The following is a 17,587-nucleotide window of genomic DNA, read 5'->3' on the forward strand; positions in this document are numbered from 1 at the left end:
GGGGATAGTCTAAACTTAGAAGCACTAGAATATCCTTTATCTCTGAAGAGGGTAGGCAAACATTCCAATGGCGACCAGCTAATTAAACTGATTGACGGGAACAAGCCAACAGAAGCTGCTTTATTAAAAGCAAATCTCGATTTAACTGAGCGAGAGGCGGAAGTTTTGTTTTGGATAGCGAATGGGAAAACTAACCGCGAAGCAGCCGAAATTCTATCGATGAGCCCTCGAACGGTGAATAAACATTTGGAAATGATCTTTCCTAAACTTGGTGTCGAGAATAGAACGGCAGCGGCAGGGGTCGCCTTAAGGGTCTTGACACAGGGTTAATTATGGAAAAGACTGAGGTGTTGTTCTCATAGAGTACTCGTAGGCAGAGTAGTATACTGAGCCCAATGAAAAAATGGTTAATATAGTAGGACATTATGAAAGCATTAGTAATTGTTGCACACGGCTCACGACGAGCGTCCTCCAATGATGAAGTACGGGAGCTTTCCCGTAGCGTTCAGAATAAGGTCGGCGCTCAATATGCGATCGTCAATACTGGCTTTTTGGAGCTGGCTGAGCCATTAATACCCGACTCAATTATCCAGTGTATAGAGCAGGGAGCATCTGAAGTAGATGTCTTGCCTTACTTCTTGTCAGCCGGTAGGCATGTTATAGAAGACGTTCCGGCCGAAGTTGCTAAGGCTAGGGAGCAGTACCCTGATGTTAAGATAAACATTAAGACTCATCTGGGAGGTATGCCTGCGATGGTCAGTTTGATTCAGGATACGCTAAGCGTATCCTGATGAGCCTCGTTATAATTAGCGAGTCGTGGCTTTTTTAGTTTTCGTCTTTCTTGTCTTGGCTTTTTTTGTAAGTAAGCCTTCAAGCTCCTCGAGCGCTTCTCCTGAAAATACTGCCAGGTTCTGCATGCTTGGCAAGGTGTCACGACAACCGGTATAGCCAAAATTCAGTGAACCATCATAGCTTAAACAAGTAATATTCAATGCGCCGCCATGGGCGATTAATGATACTGGGTACATCGCCTCAAGTTTACAGCCATTGTAGTAGAGAGCCTTTTTCGGTCCAGGGACATTAGATATTGTAATGTTAAAGGCTGGACGCATTCTTCCGCCCAGGCCTGTGAGAAGCTGTAAAGAGTAGGGTGCCATCATCAGCATCGTGTACTGTGTCAGCGATGCTCTAGGCAAGCTTTGTAAGTGCTCCTTCGCAATCTGGGTCGACTCTTTAATGGTTGCTAAGCGGCGAAGCGGGTCCGCTTCATTGGTTGCTAAGCTAGCGATCATAAAACTAATGGCCGTACCTGTGCCTGTGTCATCCGCAGGGCGAATATTAACCGGAATACCTGCTGTTAAAGGTTGCTCAGGTAATTGTCCTTTTTCTAATAGGAACTGCCTCAACGAGGTGCCACATAAATAAAGCACAATATCGTTTAACGAGGCATCCGCCTCTGCTGCCAGTTTCTTAATTCTGTCTAAAGAATATTGCTGTGTAGCAAAGCGGCGAGCGGCTTGCACCCGGGTGTTAATGGTTGAATTAGGACCAGTAAACGGAGCAGAAAGTTTAACTCTATCCTGAACGGATGAACTGACCAGTTTTGCCAACGCACCCACTAACTGCGGGGTGTTCGAGGCTTGTTCTTTGATTGCGTCGATAGCTTGATCAAGCGCGCCTTGCCAAGTCGCAATGTGTTCGCCGCTTTTAATTTTCTTTGGCGTACCAATAGACCAAGGCGGTCTTGTATCGATATCGTCTGGAGACTCGCTTAGTGTGCGTTGCAATAAACGTACACCGCTTATGCCATCAATTAAGGAGTGGTGCATTTTGGTGTAGATGGCAAAGCGATTATTTTCCAGACCTTCGATGACATGGCACTCCCATAGAGGGCGTTTAAAGTCCATACGGTTGGAGTGTAATCTCGATACAAGTATACCCAACTCTCGTTCACCGCCTGGTTTGGGTAGAGCCGAATGACGTACGTGATAATCTAGGTCTATGTTCTTATCGATAACCCAAGACGGTGCGAGTAAGCGGCCCAGTAAGCTAGGCTTCGCGAGCTTTTTGTTCCAGGGGGAAACAATATCTCCAGCCGATTTCATGCGATGAACATCGTCGCGTAAAAAATTAGCAGGAGCATCTTTGGGGAGAGATAAAATTTGCAGATTGCCAACATGCATTGGCGTCTCTTCGGTATCCAATGCCAACCAAGAGGCATCAAGTATGTTTATCTTGTTATTCTGAGTCATTTTGCCAGGCCTTTTGGGAGTAATGAATACAAAGCGGAATCTTAACACACTTACTATATTAGACCATTAAACTTTATTGCCTAGGTCTATGAAGATATCGGAACTATTTATGTTCGCAGACAAGAAATTTACTTTTGGTATAGCAAATTTTGAAATGGAGTTGTCGTGAACCTTTTATTCGGCAGGGAGGGGGAATGGGGGCATATCGCGAATGGAGTTTTAAGAACCTGAAGATAGAGCAGGCTAAATGAAGTTAGAACAACTTTAGCCTGCTAGAGAAGCATAATACTACTTCACTGCACACATATCTTTTTTGGCCAGGCTAAGTGCTTTTAGTACATCAGCACGTCTAATAATGCCGATCACTTTATCATTTTCTATTACTGGGTAGATCTTGGGCCCTTTCCTTAGCATGCTTTCTGCTAGCTTAAGAATATCTTCATCAGGGGATACGGATAGAGGATTCTCTCGCATAATGTCAGCTGCTACTTCGTGGCTATCACAATAGTAGGTATTGTTGAGCATCTGCTTGATGCAGTTTTGCTCAGTGATAAAACCTACCAGTTTGCCGTCAGTATCTAACACTGGCGCTCCTACGATATGGCTTTTGGTAAGTGTTTTAACGACTTCTTCAACGCTAGTATCAAGTTTAAATGAGTATGTCGCTGGGTGCATGTAATCGCGAACGTAAACCTTGGGAGATTCCATCTTGCCTCCAATAAAATTTGTAATGTATAAATGAGTTTGTTGAAGTGAGCATACTACGAGGTTTCTACTAGTGTGATGACCGGTGTCAATTTGAGTGCATTCCTATAAGGAACTAGTAATCACTTTAAAATAAATACACTATTTGCTGAAGCTGCTATAATTTCGCGCTTTCTATCTTTCGAGTTGATTTGTTATATGTCTGAGAACTTTATCTGGCTTGCAATTGTTGTCGGTAGTCTTGTTTCTATTTTCTTATTCCGTTTTAGCTTCAAAACATGGAACAAAATTCAAAGAATAGAGGACGCGAAAAAAGCTTATCTGGAGGAGGTGGCTGAAAAGAAAGATAAGGCCCTCAACAGCATTAAGGTTATCGCACAATGCATGTTAGACGAGCAGGTTGAGCTGTCGGAAGGATGCATTAGAATTAAAGTGCTACTTGACCATTTAGCCCCCAACCTGCATGAAGATGAGCGGTTTTCAGTGTTTATCAAAATGTATGATGCGCTAGAGCACATGCCAACTCATGAGGCGCGTAAGCAAACTGACAAACGAGTGATTTTTAAGCTGGATCAGGAACGCTTCAAACTGGAAGAAGACAACCAGCATGCGATACTCTCTGCGTCTAAAGCGCTCCTGGAGCATTCATTCTAGAGTAGGTCGGTGAGCAATATGCCCAGGCCTATTCGTTGTACCCGGTGGTCATAGTCAATTAGGCTTTCTCCATAGCCTTCAAAAAATTGTATGAAACCTCTTAATCGCCCCCACATCGGAAAACTGAATCCGGTTTCCGCAGACCCATAACCTGTGTCGAAGTTGTATCTCACCGAGCTGCTGAGTTTATAGCGCCCCCAGTCCATCACACCGGTAATTTCATAGTGACCTAGGTAGTCGTCGATATCCGGGTTATCATCGCCTCGGAATAAGTGGTTTGTCTTTTTGTTGTGTGCATGAGTGAGCAACTTCGGCCAGCGTTGTTTCAGCGGGCATACTCGCCGCTGTATTTAAGAAACAATCAATAGACTCTTCCGCTGCTGCTAACTTACTGAAAAATAGTAAAAAACCTAATAAGGTAAAATACTTGAGTCGTGCAATAGCCATTGTCGCTTCATGTATTGTTTCGATCTGTACGGTAGCCGGCTATTGTTGTTTATACTCACTATCGAAGTCAAAAAATAACTCGCCGGAAATTTCTTTATAGCGGCCTGAGTCCTTCATTCTTTTGAGTCTTGGTGAAAGCTCATCAAGGAAGCTTTGTGTGAGCGCTTTGTTATGACACGTAATACGGTCATAGCTTTCTACAAGAGGGTGCTTGGCAGAGTAACTCAATTGATCTACGAAAGGTTGCAAGTCCGGAAGCGCTGCGATCATGACATCAATACGCTTTACTTTGAGCTTTTTCAAGTTCTGGGCGTCTTTGTATACTTTGTCTAGTTTTATTTTTTCGCTAAGTCTATGTTTATAATAGTTCTCGTGCACATGTACGGCACCCACATTAAGTCCTTTAAGTTGACTGGAGCTAGTTAAAGGGCTTTGGTCGAGAGGGCTAAACATATAATAAGCGAAGGCACCTAGTGGAAAGCTTGCAATGATATTCTCATTTCCTAGCTTTTCTTGCATCACTTGCGTGAAAGAATAAATGCAGTCTGTATGGCCTTGCTCAAATGATACCAGGGCTCGTTTATAAGGCGTATATGATTGAATGATTTTGAAAGGCATATCTGAAATAGCTTCGTTCAGAATGCCTTGATAGATGCCAGACTGGTCTTCCTCAATTAGGCTAGTGATATGAGGCGCTGCTATCGCTATAGTTTGTGCGTCTGGTGATTTTGCGTGAACTAGACTACTAAAAATGCAAAGCAATAATATAAGATAATATTTGAGTATGCTCGAAATAAGCCTTTATAACGATAGAACTAGTGTCTTATATTAAAGCATAAGAATTACTAGAGTGCTCAGTTAACCTAATGTTGTATTAATCCCTTAAGTACAGATTGGCTCACCGCCAGTTCGCTTTTCCAGTATCCGCTAAACTTCGGTAAATTGTCGTCTATTTCTTCACTTCTGCTGTGATAAAAAATATGCCCTTGAGCTGCTGGTAGTGCGCCAGGGTCTTCAAAACGGTCAATGGGAATAAAGGCCAGTTTTAAAAAAGGCGCAAGCCTCAAAAAGCCAACTAATGGAGATTGGCAGTTTTGGCATATACCTCTAGTTAGAGCAGGAGGACGACGATATTTTGCAAACAATAGTTGATCAGATTTGTTTAGCTCAACATTTTTTGCATTGACTACGACAAATTCTGCATAAGGCTTGTTATAGATCTCTTGGCAAATAGTGCAATGGCATTTAAAGCGAGAAAAAGGTTGGGCTCTGACGGTGATTTTCGATGTGGTGCATGAACAGCTAGCGGACTGATGGAAGCTCTGTGATGTCATAAAATTTAGCCTGTTAGCTTTTGTTATTGTTAAGGGCAACGCTATCTCGGACTATAACCCAATAATAGTGCGTGTTAGTACTTATACGCAAAGCTATGGTGCATGAGCTTACTGATGTTGAGAGTTATTATTATGTCATTTAATTTAAATTGTTAATAAAATCAATTGGATGAAACTAATTTGTTGTCTTGGCACGGCTAATGCTTTAGTAATAACTGTACAAGGAAGTACGTAATGAAACGATTTCAAAGAGCGAGCCTTAGTAATCAATTATATACCGGATTCGACTCCTTGTTTTCTGCTCAGGCCTTGCAACGAAGCAAATACTTTTAAGTTATTACGATGATTAAACGGAGAATACCGAATGAAGAAATCAGCTGGTAACACACTGTTTGAATTAACTGCAAAAGAAGAAGCCGTTTGTTATGAAGCCTTAGAGGCTTACTTTGAGCAAATGTATTTTGCAAACTGATATTAGCTAAAGAAGTATAAATAGGAGTGAAAAGGGGGAATGCGAAAAAGCATTCCCCCTTTTTTATTTCCACCGGGAACCACAATATGTGGTGATCAAATCTTGAATAATCCCCCAGAATGGCGATAATGGCCGCCTCTTGAATATAAATATTAGATGCACAGTAAGAAACTTTCCTTGCTTTGAATAGCGCAGATGCGCAGCGTGATCCTTCCTTCAGCTATGAGCCAGAATTCATCCCGATTTATGCCCGGTAGTTCGCGTTTGGTGCGTTCTCTATCAGAGATGCTGCAAGTCGAGCCACAGACTCATCCAGAAAATTTTAGCGAGCGCTTATCGCAAAAAATAGACTTCTCGGGCTCGGTAAAATTAAGTGATGCGCAAGGCATGATCAGAATGATTGATCGTCGAGTCGACGCCGGTTTACTGTCGAACGATTCGGACGAATTGGCTGGTCAGGAAGCTTTAGAAAAAAGCCAGCAGGCCTTTGTCAGGGTAAGAAAAGCCATTAGCCAATCTATTGAGTCAGGCTTTGACCCAGATAAAAGTGTCGGCAGAATAAAGCTGCCTGAATGGGATGAAGCGTTTATTAGCGCTATGCGAGAAGGGCAAGTCGATGACAAGTTGCTAGCCAAAGCTGCTGAACCCTTCAGTAAGTTTTATCGTGCTCAGCAGTCTGATATGTCGGCTAAAGTGCAGGGCTTGAGAGTTTATATTAGTGAGGTGTTAGAGAAGCATTCACCAGAGCTTGCGAAGTTAGTGGTGCTCGATAAAGCTCTCGACGAAGCGTTAAGCGTCGCTGCTCGTAAACAGTTTTTATGCGTACCGACGCTACTCGCCACTTACTTTCGCGAGAGCTTTGAAAGGCCTGCCGGTAAAAATGCCGACCTGTTTGAAACGTGTGCCTTGGATGAGAATATTAAGGCCTTTCTAGCAGCTTTAAAGCGCTTGCTGATGGCAGAGCTGGAAGCGCGCTTGCAGCTCGTGCTGGGCTTGATAGAAGCATTAAATGAAACGGTGCAATCGGCAAACTGAGTGCATCGCTATGGACACAATTATGAAATTAGAGGTTACTAGTTGCTTATGAATAAGCTTCTTTTTGGGCTGGCATTTTTATTAGGCGCATTGGCTATCATCGGTATGAGCTGGGTATTCTTGGGTAGTGATACCTTGGCCTTGCTGATTACTGTCGTTATTGGTGTGGTGTTTAGTATTGGCACCCTTGAGCTCTTACGATTTCAGAAGGCGACACAAACACTGTCAGTCGCGCTAAAAGATATTCCAAAATTTGCCGTACAAGCCGAGTCGGATAACGAAAACCAGTTTGACAAATGGCTACTGTCGCTTCACGCCTCGCTGCGTAATGCTGTTCAGCTTAGAATAGAAGGTGAGCGCATTGGTCTACCCGCGCCTGTCGTGACGCCCTACTTAGTCGGCTTACTGGTAATGCTCGGCTTGTTAGGTACTTTTGTCGGAATGGTTGATACCTTGCAGGGTGCTGTCACGGCACTACAAGGAACCACAGAATTAGAGGCAATTCGCACAGGTTTGGCCGCGCCGATCAATGGTTTGGGCTTGGCTTTCGGTACGTCCGTTGCCGGTGTGGCAGCTTCAGCTATGTTGGGCTTGATGTCGACATTGAGTCGTCGTGAACGAGTGATTGCGACACGTGAGCTCGATGCCTGTATCGCGCATGAGTTTAAAGGCTTCTCTCTGGTTCATAACCGCCAAGAAACTTATAAAGCCCTACAAGCACAGGCGCTTGCCTTACCTCAAGTGGCAGATCAGCTTCAAACCATGGCGTTGAATTTGGAGAAAATGGGCTCAAACCTGGGTGAGCAGCTAAACCAGAAGCAAGATAGCTTTCATACTGAGGTGAAACAGAGTTACCAACACTTGGCCGAGACGGTATCAGAAGCCATTTCCAGCAGTGTCAGTACCGTTCAGGCAGGGCTTGCCGATAGTGGTCGTTTGGCAGGTGAAAGTATGCGCCCTGTGTTTGAAAAAAGTATGAGTCGGTTGGTGGAGAAGGTCAGTGATCAGACTTCGAAAAGTCATCAGCAGTTTTCTACGAAAGCTACTGAACACTTGGATTTTCTGAATGGCCGCTTCTCGAAAACGGCAGACGAGGTGGGAAGTGTCTGGCGTAAAGCGCTAGAAGAGCAAGCGCTGAGAAACCAACAAAGTGCCGAGCAGATTAAGCAAACCTTGAGTGAATACAGTGAGCTCTTTGACGCTAAAACGCAGACAATGTTAGAAAGCTTGAACCAGAATTTGGCGCAGCGAGATAGCCAAAATCTCGAAAGTGAAAAAGCTCGACAGACAGTTTGGCAACAGGCGATGATTGATACGCAGACGCAGAGTTCTGCTTCTTTACACAGCGCCTCTCAAGACGTTGCTGACAAGCTAAATCAGCTTACACAAGCTCAGCTTGAAACAAGTTGTCAGGTTGCTGATAAATTTACGGAAATGACAGATCGTTTGGGGGCTATGTCTGAGGGGATCAGTCTTGATTGGCAGAACCGTGCTGACAAAATGTTGGCTCAGCAAGCTGAGCTGGTTGAGAAGCTAAGTGACAGCCAGCAGCTAATGGATGAGCAAACCAAGCAGAAGTCAGAGAAGCTATTGGCTGAACTAGCGGGTCTTTTCGCTGAATCCAATAACTTACTGATCGCACGTCGTGAAGATGAGTCACGTTGGTTGCACGAACTGGATAGTCGAATGAATGGCTTAGCGGCGAGTGTGCGTGAAGAATTGAGCAGCTTGCGAGATGAAGAGGCAGGTCGTGCAAACGCTGCTGCCGAGACGATGAATAAGCTACAACAAAGCTTATCGCAGCAAGTTGCCCAATTGTCAGAAACGATTGAGAAACCCATGACAGAGCTGATTGAAACCGCGTCTGAAACACCAAAGGTTGCTGCGGAGGTAATCTCCAAGTTACGTGAAGAAATCAGTAACAACATGGAGCGTGACAACCACTTGTTAGAAGAGCGTCAGCGAATTATGGCTGAGCTTGATGGCTTGTCAGGCTCCTTATCCGAGTCATCCAGCCAGCAAAGAGAAGCGATTGCTTCATTAGTCGAAACCTCTAGTAGCATGCTAGACAACATCAGCTCTCGTTTTGACCAGCATATCGATGCTGAAGTTAACAAACTCTCAGACATCGTGGTCGAAGCTGCGGCAAGCACTACCGATATTGCCAGTTTGGGTGATGCTTTTGGTAAGGCCTGCCAGCAGTTTAGTGAATCGAATGAACTGCTTGGTGAGAGTTTACAGCGCATCGAATCAGCTCTGGAGCAGTCGAGTGAACGCAGCAATGAGCAGCTTGGTTATTACGTTTCCCAGGCTAGAGAAGTAATTGATCATAGTGTTTTGTCCCAGAAAGCTTTGTTTGAAGAATTGCGTGAACTGTCAATGAAACAGGCTTATGAACAGTCATCCACTGAGTCTGCTTAAACTGGGGTGTTGGTATGCATGAGTTAGATGAGAGTAATGCTGAAAGCCCTCCTATTTGGGCGATTTTTGGCGATTTAATGTCCGGGCTAGTCGGCGTTTTTGTGCTGTTGCTGATCTGGGTATTGGGCTATCAGTTAGAATTGTCAAAGTCGCTTGCCGAAGAAGTTGAAAAGCGCAGGGCTGAAGAACAGCGAAGAATGGCATTGGAAGAAGCTTTGGCAGACCCTCTCTCTTCCGGGCGAGTAACATTGCGTGATGGCAAAATTGGCATCAGCGGCAGTGTCTTGTTTTCGCTGAACTCAGACCAGTTACAGTCTGAAGGGCGTGAGCTCTTAAGCACTCTGGTGGCTCCTCTTGAAGTTTACCTGGGAGAGCGTGACGAGTTGCTGATGGTGAGTGGTTTCACAGATGATCTTCCCATTCAAAAAGGCAACAATCGATATCAGGATAACTGGGAGCTTTCTGCTCAGAGGGCTCTAACCGTGACGCGAGCTTTGATAGAAGAGGGGATGCCCAAAGAAAGGGTGTTTGCTGCTGCCTTTGGAGATCAGCAACCTGTTGCTTCCAATGTAGACCGTGATGGTCGCTCGAAGAATCGGCGTGTAGAAATGGCACCCGTTCCCAAAGGGCGACAAGTGACTAAGCCTCTAGGTGCTGAAGAAGATACAGCCCCACTTGGCTCGGCTCTGGTGACAGATTAAGATGAATTCCACCTTTGACCAGCTAAAGGAAGCTTTGGCGCGGCTCGAAAATACTTGTCAGAGCGGTGTGGCTGCATTTCATTTTCAGCGCCTTTCTTCATTGCTGGCTAGAGCAGATCAGCGTTCTGACAATATTCAGGAAAGCTTGCTTCCACGAATTGAATCAGGCCTGACAGACTTACAAGCATTGTTGGTTAAGCAGCATGAGGACGCTGAAAAAACTGAGGCGCCCCAGGAGCAGGACGGCAGATCAGACTCAGTTTTTAAAGGCTTGATAGAACGTATTAATAGTTTTGATGTAAGCGCAATAGATCAGAGCTCATTGGGTTTGGATGCCCTGTTGTTTGACGAGGGCTTTGACGAAGGACTTGAGGACAAGCCTTCTGCTACGCAAGGTAGTGAAAAGAAAATAAAGATCAATGCTGCGAAAGACTTTCAAGAGCGCGCTAAAGAGCTAAAGTCGCTACAGTTTTATCGTGAGCAATTGGGCAAGGTGATCACCGAAAATATGGTTCGGCAAGTGATCAAGGAAGACCCGGAAAATGCAGGGCCTCTCAATCCTCAGCGCCTTTTGGTTCGTACGATTGGTGCCATGAAGGATATTTCTCCGGCTTATGTTAATCGCTTGGTTCCTTACTACGACACGCTTTTGTGGTTAGAGCAAACTACAGAGCTATCGACTCACAAGTCTCGTGCAAGCAAAGCCTCTGCAAAGTAAAACCTTAAAGCCTGCTTCGAACCAAGTGCACGTGTTGTACAGCAGTATAGGCACTTTCCCGGTATTTAAGAGGCAGTGATTCGCAGCGTAATCCGACTTCTATATCAATAAGCTCATTAGCCAGTACTTGCCTCTCTTCCTCATTTATTGGCTTTGTACCTTTCTCAGCCAAACGTAGATCAATTTCGTGTAGGCGGTCGTAGTAGCGATAAACGCGAGACTGCATTCTCCAAGCCAGTAGTGCAGGAAGTATTTTGAATAAGGGTAGTAGTAGGAAAATTATTGGTAAAAGTAAGATCGCAAAACGATTGATCTGAGCGACTATCCAGTAGGGCAGGGTTTTCTCTAGCGGATTAAAGCCATCTCTTAGTAGTTTTACGGCATAAACATCTGCAGACATATCTAATAAACTTGTGTTCGGGAAAGGCTCAGACATGACGAGTGAGACACGTTTAGCATGTACTATCTTGGCTGCTCTGACCAAACGATTGACTAAAGCGGGGTGTAGGTCATCATGTGCAACTAGCTTTGTCACGAGTGTAATGAGTGGCACGGCAGCTTCGGGGTAGGCCGGGTGATATCGAAGTGAGCCACTCAATAAATTGATATAGTGAGCTTCATGAAGCTGGCTTGCGAGTGCTTGGCCATGATCAAGCGGCAATAACTGGATCGCCGGATTATCATATAAGGCTTGAAGATAAGGTGCGCTAAGTGGCGCAACAAAAAATGCCAGGTCGAGATTGCCCGAGAGTAGGGCTTCGGAAGCGGCTTTGCCGCCCAAGAATGCTTCGGGAGCTGTATTATTACTGAGGGCTGGCGCAGCGCTAATCTCTGCTAATTGCTCAACTACAGCTCGAGTACCGCTACCTTGTGCACCCAGTGCAACGCGTTTCCCTGTCCATGAAAACGGGTTGCCGTTGACTTGGGCTTCAACTCTGGCGAAGGCTAAGAGCGGCTCTGGAAAGACGGCTGCCAATGCGTTGATATTGGGGTTGCTTGATTTAATGCCGCCTTGGATCAGGGCGATGTCTACCGTGCTATTCGTGGCATCAATCAGTTTACTATTTTCGCGTGAACCAGCGGTTTCGACTATCTCTAATTGAAGACCATCCTCAGCTAAAATTTCTCGGTATTGTTGCGCTATTTGATAATAGGCACTACCTTCTACTCCCGCTGCTATTCGTAGCTGGTCTGGTGGAACCAGGCGCAGGCCAAGCACTAGGCCATAGAGCGTCGCGATGATCGCTAATGTAGCCACCACATAGCTTAATACATTTGAAAGACTTGGGAGTTTCAAGGATCTTTTCATATCAATAAATCTCTATTTGGCTTGTCATTAGGAAAACTGCACAGCGAGCTTCCCCGTGATGACGAGTTTATTGTCCTTGTTGAAATTTTGCGAGCGCTTCACCCATTGCCTTGTGAACGGCATTGATGCCCTGAAGAGGGCGCAGCATGACTTTGAATTCAGTTATTTGATCATCTTCGTTCCAGGTGATCATGTCGACACCATTGACGGTTTTGCCGTCAATAAGGGTTTCGAATTCGAGCACGGCAAAATGGTCGTTGTAAACTTCTTGAATATATTTGAAGTGTTCATTCGCAATCGTTTGCATTGCGCCCATTAGGTATAGTTTTGTAATGGCTTTGCCTCTTTGCGGAGTATGAACTACCGGAGAAAACATCGTGGCGTTATCAGCCAATAAATTGTCTAGAGCATTGATATCTCGTGTTTTCACAACAGTATGCCAGTTCTGAATAACTTTAGGAGCCATGATCTTTACCGTAATTATTGATAGTCAAAAAGGTGTTCTGAAGCGCTAATGTATCAAAGAAAATGGGACTAATGCGAATCTAATAACGGAAAACGGTAAAGACTAAATGTTTACTCCTGAAGCAGCATGTTGACTTCTTTCTCGAGGTAACGAATAAACCCCGTGTTAAACCCCTGATGAGCAATGCGAATATAACCTTCTCGATCTATCAAAAATGATGTAGGCATGGTGAGTAGCTCGTAAGCCTGTTGGGATTTCCCACTTCGTTCTTCCAGTACCGGAAAATCCACTGGGTACTGTTCAAGAAAACGCATCGCTTCTTCAGTGGTGACGTCAACATTGACAGCAAGAATTTCAAAGTCTTTACCGTTTTGTTTACTGTGCAGGCGCTTGCGAAGTTGATTATATTCGGGCATCGACTGACGGCATGGACCACACCATGAGGCCCAAAAATCTACCAGTACCACTTTGCCTTTATAGTCACTCAGATTGACGGTGCTCTTCTCATGTATATCAGGTAAAGAGAAGAGGGGGGCTTTGTTATATTTTGCGTCTTTTAAGTCTGCAGAGACCTGCTCGGTAAAGGAGTTTAAGCCTATAAAAATTAGGATGAAGTAAGCAATAGATAAACCAAGAAAACGGTCGGGCTTATTGGAGCGCGTGGGCATAAATGTAAAGCTCTACTGATAAAAAGAATTCATTTATTTGAACGCCGCGCGCCTAGAAAGTTCCCTGCCTTGCTAACTATAACCATTGAATGTAATGATTAGAGAGTACTTGATGACGCGTCGCATGACGTATTTTCAATAATGTACTATATTAAATGAATGAAAAAATATAAAAACCAGGCCTTATGGCGAACTTATCTATTTGTCGTATTCTTTTCTATCGTCGTAACCGCATCTTTTTTATATGCTGAATGGCAGGAAATTAAGGATCACGCAGGTATTGAGCAAAGTTATGCAAATAACCTCGTCTCTCATTCTATGGAATCCTTGCTTCAAAAAAACTCAAATTTATTGAAAGTACTTGGTGAACGCTTTGTGGAGCTTGTTGGCGAGGGAGAAATAGCCCAGGTTCAGAAAAGTATGAACCAGGTTTTACGAGTGAATACCGAGTTGATAGGTTTAGGCTTGGTTGATGTAAACGGTCAGTTGATAGTCTCTACCTTCAAACATATGCCAAGCCAGGTTCCTAATTTGTTGACAAAAGCGGAAACCAAAGACACCTTTCGCAAGACCCTGGAATCATCGAAATTAGTGATGGGAAGGACCTATTACTTCCAAGCATTGAATTCGTGGGTCATACCTATCCGGCTTCGGGTATTAGATAGCGAAGGACAGGTTGCAGCTGTTGTGGTAGCAGGCTTTAAACTAGGCGCTTCTCATGGTTTATGGTCTAGAGAAAATCTACCAAAACACCTTGCTTTGACAGTCGTTCGTGGCGATTACTATCGTCAATATGTCTCGTATATTGATGAAAATGAATATCAGGATTGGTATGGCTCGGCGGTAGAGAGTAAATTCGTTGAATATTTGGATAACTTATTCAAGGTTCAAGCAGGTGTGGGAATAAAAGCCCTTCGGGCAGGCGACAAGCTTGTTTCAGCGATTGTGCCTAATAAACGAGGTGAGCTAAATTTTGCATCGATTAGCTATGACCCTGTGTTTGAGCATTTTACCATTGTTAGCACTAGACTTGACTTGCTCTATGATAAATTTTGGTACACCCTGTCTTGGGTCCTTAGTGCCTTTATTCTGTTTAATATCGGCTTATTTATTATTTTCCGTTTGAATATTCGTCTCCACTTACAGACGGAGCAGTCACTACATCACCAGATTGAACATGACCCGCTAACCAAGTTACCTAACCGGCGCTTTCTGACACAGAACTTCGAATCCTGGGCAAATAAGTATGCTCAGGGCTTCTCTCTACTCTATATTGACCTGAATAACTTTAAGTCGAGTAATGACTTACATGGTCACTCTGTTGGTGACCAGATTCTTTGTGAAGTGGCGAGCAGAACTACTGAACACTTCCAAGATTGTATGTGTATCAGACAAGGAGGCGATGAGTTTATTATCTTGACGGGTATGCGTGATAAAGGTGAGTTAAACAAGTTGTGTAAGGCTTACCTGGAGGTGCTACGAAACCCAGTTTCGTTGGAGCATTTAGAGTTTTCCATCAAGGCTTCAATCGGGGTTGCAATCAGTCCCTTTGATGGCAAGGTTCTGGATGAGCTGCAGCGAAAGGCAGACATGGCCATGTACGAAGCGAAGCAAAAACAGAGCGATATCTGTTTTTATTCCGTGGGAATGGAAGAGAAAACCAAGCGTGCTGCTGATATTGAGAAAGAACTTCTTAATGCGTTAGAAAAGGGTGAAATGTGTGTCGTCTATCAGCCTCAGGTCGACTCACAATCCCAGAAGGTATTAGGTGTCGAAGCTTTGGTTCGCTGGCAGAGTGATGTTTTGGGTTTTGTTCCGCCCGATCAGTTTATTTCGGTAGCAGAAGCAGCGGGCGTGATTCATGAACTGGGTGAGTTCGTACTAAAAACGGCTTTGGACGAATGTCTTGACGCTTGTAAACAGAGTCAGCACGCGCCGTTTAAACTGAGAGTATCGGTTAACGTTTCGGTGAGGCAACTGCTTAATGAAGACTTTGTCCCTATGATTAAACAGCTTGTTGAAAGGTATGACGGAGAAGCGCTTACTTTGATGATTGAGGTGACAGAAAGCCTGTTTATTGAAGATTTGGACAAAGCAAAGGATGTATTGAATCAGGTCTCGTTATTGGGCGTGTATACTTCTTTGGATGACTTTGGTACAGGCTACTCTTCTCTAAGTGTACTGAGTAAATTACCTATCAATGAACTGAAAATCGATCGAAGCTTCGTTAATGATATTTTGATTGACGAGCAGGATTGGCTACTGGCAAAAAGTATTATCAACTTAAGCAAGAGTTTATCTATTCCCGTCGTCGCTGAAGGTGTAGAAACTAAAGAACAGGCTGATATTTTGGCAGCCAATGGCTGCGATGTATTCCAGGGCTACTATTTTGCTAAACCTATGCCGAAAAATGAACTGGTTTCATTCTTAAGAGAGTAGATCTTAGCTATTGCTCGTTACCTTGGCTATGAGTGTATAAGTACACTCATAGGATTTAGCTCTGTTTAGTACTATTAGCGAACATTAACCCGCGATAGGGTTTTGGGAGTAAGGGTATGCAATTTAATAAAGTGTTCATAGCGCGGTTATTTGATGATACTTAGAGCTGATTTTAGCTGAGCTCTTCAATAAGTTGGCATAAGGCTTCAGGCTCGAAGGGTTTGGGCAGGTGGGCCTTCATTCCTGCAGCAATATAAGTGTCAATATCTTCTTTAAAGACATTCGCTGTCAATGCAACGATAGGGGTGTCCGGAGCAAGCGAGTCTGTGATAATAATTTGTGTAGCTTCTAAGCCATCCATTTCTGGCATCTGAATATCCATCAGTATCAGGTCGTACTGACTTTCTCGTAAGCATTGAATACATTCTAGGCCATTGTTGGCAAACGTGATTTCTGCGCCGAGTAAGAGGAGTGTCTCGTTTACTACTAGCTGGTTAATTTTATTGTCTTCTGCCACTAATATTTTTTTGCCTTTTAAACCTTGTGTTATAGGCGTTTCTTCATCTGAGGCTATTGACGTTTGCTTATCTAGAAAGTGATTGAGTACTTTTTCACTAGTGTAGGGAGCTTCAATTAAGTGAACCGAGCTAGGCAGATCATCGAACTGGGGGATTAGGTCGCTACTTAGAAGAAGTATGGTGGGCAAGGAGTATTTTCCTAATAACGCGTTAACGCGAGTGCTTAAATCGGGTATATCCTGGTTACATGAAAATAATAAATGACTGCTTGGCTCAGCATTAATATTAAGGCCTGAACTTCTGAGATCTGCTGATATTATTTCAGTTTCGAAGGTGCAAGGGCTAACAACTTTCAGCTTAAGATTGCTGAGCTGGTTTTTTTCCTCTTCTGATAAGTGTGTAAATGATAAAACATCTTGTGATTCATCTTTGCTCTTTCGAAGCGGTATCGATACATCAAAACACGAGCCTTTGTCTAAAGAGCTATCAACTCGAATAGTTCCGAGCATTAACTCAATGAAACTACGTGAAATACTCAGGCCCAAGCCTGTTCCACCAAATTTACGGGTAGTCGAGTCATCTGCCTGAACAAACTCTCTGAATATTAGTTTTTGTTGTTCTTCACTTAGCCCTATCCCTGTGTCTTTTACTTGAATCTTTAAGTAAGGTTGCGTGTAATTCTCGGTGAGATCAATTTTTAAGGTGACCCCGCCGGTTTCAGTGAACTTGATTGCGTTCGAGCATAAATTGGTAATGATTTGCGTGATTTTGGTAGCGTCGCCACAAAGTGGAATAGCCAGATTTGGCGGCGTTAATAAGATGAAGGAAATATTCTTCGCTTTCGCTGCAAAATTCATCGATGTGGCTAGAGGTCTGATAATGTCTTCAAGGACAAAGTCTGCCTGATCCAATGTGATTTTGTTGGCTTCTATCTTACTGAAATCCAAGACGTCATTGATTATTTGAAGTAATGAGCTGCCAGATAAGACAACATTCTCAAGGTAACTTTTGACTTCGCTGTCCTGAATACGGTTATAAGTCAGTTTGCTCAAACCGATGATGCCGTTTAGTGGTGTTCTTATTTCATGTGACATATTGGCGAGAAAACGCGATTTTGCTCTAGTGCTTTGCTCAGCCATCGTCTTGGCCTCATCAAGTTCCTGCGTTCGACGCTCAAGTGCCTGCCCAGTGCGTATTTGGCTGATATATAATTGATACATTAGCGCGATGGCGATAACACTCGTGATGGCGATGACCAGTAAAAAGTAGAGTTGCAACTTGAGTTGATGGCTCCAGCTTGTCCATGTTTTCGCTTGCGCATGCTCGACTTCCTGAATCACTTTACGGCTATAAACGTTCCATTTGTTATATAAACGGCCGAGCTTTTTACGTAGCGACTTGACTAGTTTAAGGTTGGTTGCATGATTCTCTTCATGGAGTTGTGCAAT

Annotated in this window: 17 protein-coding genes; 8 read left to right on the forward strand and 9 right to left on the reverse strand. The window is 43.9% G+C overall.

Features of this window, described 5'->3' with window-relative positions:
* The coding region (locus A3766_RS25710; protein WP_197479751.1) for a response regulator transcription factor at positions 1 to 330 on the forward strand (330 nt) is incomplete at its 5' end.
* Between the two features lie 95 nt (positions 331 to 425).
* Positions 426 to 791: a sirohydrochlorin chelatase gene (locus A3766_RS25715; RefSeq protein ID WP_068507391.1), complete on the forward strand. Its 366-nt coding sequence runs from the start codon at positions 426 to 428 to the stop codon at positions 789 to 791.
* A gap of 15 nt (positions 792 to 806) precedes the next feature.
* On the opposite strand, the gene A3766_RS25720 is transcribed toward A3766_RS25715, so the two are convergent.
* Positions 807 to 2,252: a wax ester/triacylglycerol synthase family O-acyltransferase gene (locus tag A3766_RS25720; RefSeq protein ID WP_068507389.1), complete on the reverse strand. Its 1,446-nt coding sequence runs from the start codon at positions 2,250 to 2,252 to the stop codon at positions 807 to 809.
* Positions 2,253 to 2,540: 288 nt separating this feature from the next.
* Positions 2,541 to 2,960 (reverse strand): CBS domain-containing protein, encoded by a 420-nt coding sequence (locus A3766_RS25725; RefSeq protein WP_068507387.1) that lies wholly within the window; start codon positions 2,958 to 2,960, stop codon positions 2,541 to 2,543.
* Positions 2,961 to 3,155: 195 nt separating this feature from the next.
* On the opposite strand from A3766_RS25725, the gene A3766_RS25730 reads away from it, so the two are divergent.
* Positions 3,156 to 3,611 carry a DUF2489 domain-containing protein gene (locus A3766_RS25730; RefSeq protein ID WP_068507385.1) on the forward strand — a complete coding sequence of 152 codons (456 nt, stop codon included), beginning with the start codon at positions 3,156 to 3,158 and terminating at the stop codon, positions 3,609 to 3,611.
* On the opposite strand, the gene A3766_RS29285 is transcribed toward A3766_RS25730, so the two are convergent.
* From A3766_RS29285 to A3766_RS25745, 3 genes are all read right to left on the reverse strand, one after another.
* Positions 3,608 to 3,919 (reverse strand): phospholipase A, encoded by a 312-nt coding sequence (locus A3766_RS29285; RefSeq protein WP_197469993.1) that lies wholly within the window; start codon positions 3,917 to 3,919, stop codon positions 3,608 to 3,610. The two genes, A3766_RS25730 and A3766_RS29285, sit on opposite strands and share 4 nt — an antisense overlap.
* 178 nt (positions 3,920 to 4,097) lie before the next feature.
* Positions 4,098 to 4,820 carry a transporter substrate-binding domain-containing protein gene (locus A3766_RS25740; RefSeq protein ID WP_082880458.1) on the reverse strand — a complete coding sequence of 241 codons (723 nt, stop codon included), beginning with the start codon at positions 4,818 to 4,820 and terminating at the stop codon, positions 4,098 to 4,100.
* A gap of 101 nt (positions 4,821 to 4,921) precedes the next feature.
* Positions 4,922 to 5,392, reverse strand: a complete 471-nt coding sequence (locus A3766_RS25745; protein WP_068507378.1) for a GFA family protein — start codon at positions 5,390 to 5,392, stop codon at positions 4,922 to 4,924.
* A gap of 667 nt (positions 5,393 to 6,059) precedes the next feature.
* Between A3766_RS25745 and A3766_RS25750 the strand changes: the two genes are divergently transcribed.
* Genes A3766_RS25750 through A3766_RS25765 form a run of 4 tightly spaced genes read left to right on the forward strand, consistent with a single transcriptional unit; the run spans position 6,060 to position 10,739 of the window.
* Positions 6,060 to 6,899, forward strand: a complete 840-nt coding sequence (locus tag A3766_RS25750; protein ID WP_082880507.1) for a DUF3348 family protein — start codon at positions 6,060 to 6,062, stop codon at positions 6,897 to 6,899.
* Positions 6,900 to 6,947: 48 nt separating this feature from the next.
* Entirely contained in the window at positions 6,948 to 9,320 is a 2,373-nt protein-coding gene (locus tag A3766_RS25755; RefSeq protein WP_068513178.1) for a DUF802 domain-containing protein, read from the forward strand.
* Positions 9,321 to 9,334: 14 nt separating this feature from the next.
* Positions 9,335 to 10,021 carry an OmpA family protein gene (locus A3766_RS25760; protein WP_068513175.1) on the forward strand — a complete coding sequence of 229 codons (687 nt, stop codon included), beginning with the start codon at positions 9,335 to 9,337 and terminating at the stop codon, positions 10,019 to 10,021.
* 1 nt (position 10,022) lies between these two features.
* Positions 10,023 to 10,739: a DUF2894 domain-containing protein gene (locus tag A3766_RS25765; RefSeq protein WP_068513173.1), complete on the forward strand. Its 717-nt coding sequence runs from the start codon at positions 10,023 to 10,025 to the stop codon at positions 10,737 to 10,739.
* A 4-nt stretch (positions 10,740 to 10,743) separates the two neighbouring features.
* On the opposite strand, the gene A3766_RS25770 is transcribed toward A3766_RS25765, so the two are convergent.
* From A3766_RS25770 to A3766_RS25780, 3 genes are all read right to left on the reverse strand, one after another.
* Positions 10,744 to 12,048, reverse strand: a complete 1,305-nt coding sequence (locus tag A3766_RS25770; protein WP_068513170.1) for a TAXI family TRAP transporter solute-binding subunit — start codon at positions 12,046 to 12,048, stop codon at positions 10,744 to 10,746.
* A 67-nt stretch (positions 12,049 to 12,115) separates the two neighbouring features.
* Positions 12,116 to 12,514 carry a nuclear transport factor 2 family protein gene (locus A3766_RS25775; RefSeq protein WP_068513165.1) on the reverse strand — a complete coding sequence of 133 codons (399 nt, stop codon included), beginning with the start codon at positions 12,512 to 12,514 and terminating at the stop codon, positions 12,116 to 12,118.
* Positions 12,515 to 12,624: 110 nt separating this feature from the next.
* Positions 12,625 to 13,182 (reverse strand): TlpA disulfide reductase family protein, encoded by a 558-nt coding sequence (locus A3766_RS25780; protein WP_082880508.1) that lies wholly within the window; start codon positions 13,180 to 13,182, stop codon positions 12,625 to 12,627.
* A gap of 159 nt (positions 13,183 to 13,341) precedes the next feature.
* Here A3766_RS25780 and A3766_RS25785 point away from each other — a divergent pair, with 159 nt between their 5' ends.
* Complete coding sequence (locus A3766_RS25785; RefSeq protein WP_068513162.1) at positions 13,342 to 15,621, forward strand: EAL domain-containing protein; 2,280 nt, start codon at positions 13,342 to 13,344, stop codon at positions 15,619 to 15,621.
* Positions 15,622 to 15,793: 172 nt separating this feature from the next.
* Here the strand turns inward: A3766_RS25785 and A3766_RS25790 are convergent.
* Positions 15,794 to 17,587 (reverse strand): ATP-binding protein (locus A3766_RS25790; RefSeq protein WP_068643240.1); only part of this gene is annotated, 1,794 nt, incomplete at its 5' end.

The organism is Oleiphilus sp. HI0132, assembly GCF_001635845.1.